The following is a 2,383-nucleotide window of genomic DNA, read 5'->3' on the forward strand; positions in this document are numbered from 1 at the left end:
GATATGAGGTGGACGAGGCCAACGCCGTCCGCGTCCACTCCAGCAACGTCCGCGGATTCGCTTGAACAACTCGGTGAGCGCGACCCGGGCTTCCATCCGAGCCAGATGCGCGCCCAGGCAGAAATGTGCGCCACTGCCGAAACTCAAGAGTTTGGGCCCGATTTCGCGCCCAATCAGATAGTCGTCGGGGTTGTCGAAGACCCGCTCGTCGCGGTGGCCCGAACCGGGCAACAGCAGCAGGACGTCGCCCTCGGGGATGGTGGTGTCGTAGAGGGTGAGCTCCCCGGACACGGTGCGGGCCAGGATTTGGCTGGAGGTGTCGTAGCGCAGGGTCTCCTCGACCCACTGCGGCACCAGTGCAGGGTCGGCATAGACCGGAGTCAGTTGATCCGGGTTCTTGTGCCCCCAAAAGGCCGCATTCGCAAGCAGTTTGGTGGTGGTCTCATTTCCGGCGATCACCATCAAGAACATGAAGCCGAGCACTTCGTCGTCGGTGAGGCGGTCACCGTCGATCTCGGCCTCCAGCAGCGCCGAGGTCAGGTCGTTCGTCAATTTCTTGCGCCGCTCGGCCACCATGCCCTGGTAGTAGACGATCAGGTTGATGGAGGCCTCGACCGCCTCCGGCGGCACGTCGGTGACACCCTCGTCGCGGTGCATCACGCCGTCGGCCCAGGCCCGGACCTGAACTCGATCCGGCTCGGGAACGCCCATCAACTCGGAGATGACGTCCATGGGCAGCTTTCCGGCGAACTCGTCGACGTAGTCGACCGTGCCGTCCGCTGAAGACCTGGCCTTTTCCAGCATGGTGTCCAGGTGTCGGGTCGCGATCTCGGTGACACTCGGCTCCAGCTCCCGAATCCGCCTGGGGGTGAACCCTTTCGAAACGAGCGTCCGCAGCCGCAGATGCGCGGGGTCGTCCATCGCCAGAAAGGACATCGTCTTGGACGCGTGCGGGCCGCGCGACGCCGGATCCAGCGAGACGCCGTACTTGTTGGACAGCGTGGTGCTGTTGCGGAACCCCTGCAGCACGTCTTGGTGCCGCGACAGCGCCCAGAACTTCAGCTCGTCGTTGCGATACAGCGGGGCCTCGTCGCGCAACCGTTTGTAGTACGGATACGGATCCTCGTGGAAGTCGTAATCGTAGGGATCGAGGACCAGTTCGTGGTCGCCAACATGGACGGTCATTTAAGTTCTTGTCTCCTGGCTCGTCTCCCCGGTGCCGGGCAAGATCAGGTTCACTACGTAGGCCAACCGGTCGGCGATCTGGTGATAGGTGAACTGGCCGCTGGCGGCCTGCACCAACGCGCCGAAGAAAGCCATCTCGAGCGCCGACACCGTCTTGGCTTCGGCGCCTGGCCCGATGGCCGTCGCGATGCGGCGGTGGATCTCCGCGCCGATCCGGTCGCGCACGGCGCCCACCGCGGGATCGGTGCCGCCGCCGAGCAGCGCCGTCGTGCATGCCGCCCCGACCTCGGGCTCATCGGCGACCACCAGCGCCAGGTGGCGCAGCACCTTGTCCACCCGAACCGGCATGGGGTCGTTGACGTCGGTGAAGAACGGGACCTGCCGGACCAGGTCCAGGTAGACCTCGGCGATCAGGTGGTTCTTCGAGGAGAAGTAGGTGTAGGCGGTGGCAGGGGCGACTTTGGCGCGGGCGGCGACCGCGCGCACCGTCAGGTCGGCGTACGACTTCTCGCGCAGGGTTTCGATGCCGGCCGCGAGCACCTTGCGGAAGGTCTCTTCCTGGCGGCGGTTGCGCGCCGGCTGACCGGGCTGGTGCTCGGGCTGGGGCGGGATCGTAACCAGTGCGTCGCTGGACACATGTCCAAGCTAACGGATTGAGGCGATGCGAGGCAACCCCGTCCGATGAATCTGCAGCTTAATAGGGAATTTTTCGGAGCTTTAGAGCCGTTTTCGCGATCGCCTCTTGCACCCTGGATGGCGCGGCGACTATGGTGCGATGGAAGATAATCGGACAACTGTCCATTCGACTGGGCGCATGGATTCGCCTTTAGATTTGCCACGCGTAGACGGGAGCGGGAGATGGCCTTGTTGGCCGACGGCGTGAGTGAACTCTTCATCGACGGCAAGATGTCGGCCGGCAGCGCCGGTACCTTCCCGACCATCAACCCGGCAACCGAGGAAGTGCTGGGCGTCGCGGCCGACGGCGACGCCGACGACATGAGCGGTGCGATCGACGCCGCGCGCCGCGCTTTCGACGAGACGGATTGGTCGCGCGACACCGAGTTGCGGGTGCGGTGCGTGCGGCAGCTGCGCGAGGCGATGCAGCAGCACCTCGAAGAGCTGCGCGACCTGACCATCGCCGAAGTCGGTGCGCCGCGGATGCTTACCGGGATCGCGCAGCTCGAAGTCCCGGTCAACG

At 65.0% G+C, this 2,383-nt stretch carries 3 protein-coding genes; 1 reads left to right on the forward strand and 2 read right to left on the reverse strand.

Going from position 1 to position 2,383, the window contains the following annotated elements; genetic code table 11:
* Nucleotides 1–1,185: cytochrome P450 (locus tag A5704_RS03125; RefSeq protein WP_067887318.1), on the reverse strand; the 1,185-nt coding region annotated here is incomplete at its 3' end.
* Nucleotides 1,186–1,821: a TetR/AcrR family transcriptional regulator gene (locus A5704_RS03130; RefSeq protein WP_067887321.1), complete on the reverse strand. Its 636-nt coding sequence runs from the start codon at nucleotides 1,819–1,821 to the stop codon at nucleotides 1,186–1,188.
* A gap of 222 nt (nucleotides 1,822–2,043) precedes the next feature.
* Here A5704_RS03130 and A5704_RS03135 point away from each other — a divergent pair.
* Nucleotides 2,044–2,383, forward strand: a 340-nt coding sequence (locus A5704_RS03135; RefSeq protein WP_156737593.1) for an aldehyde dehydrogenase family protein, incomplete at its 3' end; no start/stop codon positions are given.

This window comes from Mycobacterium sp. E735 (assembly GCF_001666955.1).
Classification (GTDB): Bacteria; Actinomycetota; Actinomycetes; order Mycobacteriales; family Mycobacteriaceae; genus Mycobacterium.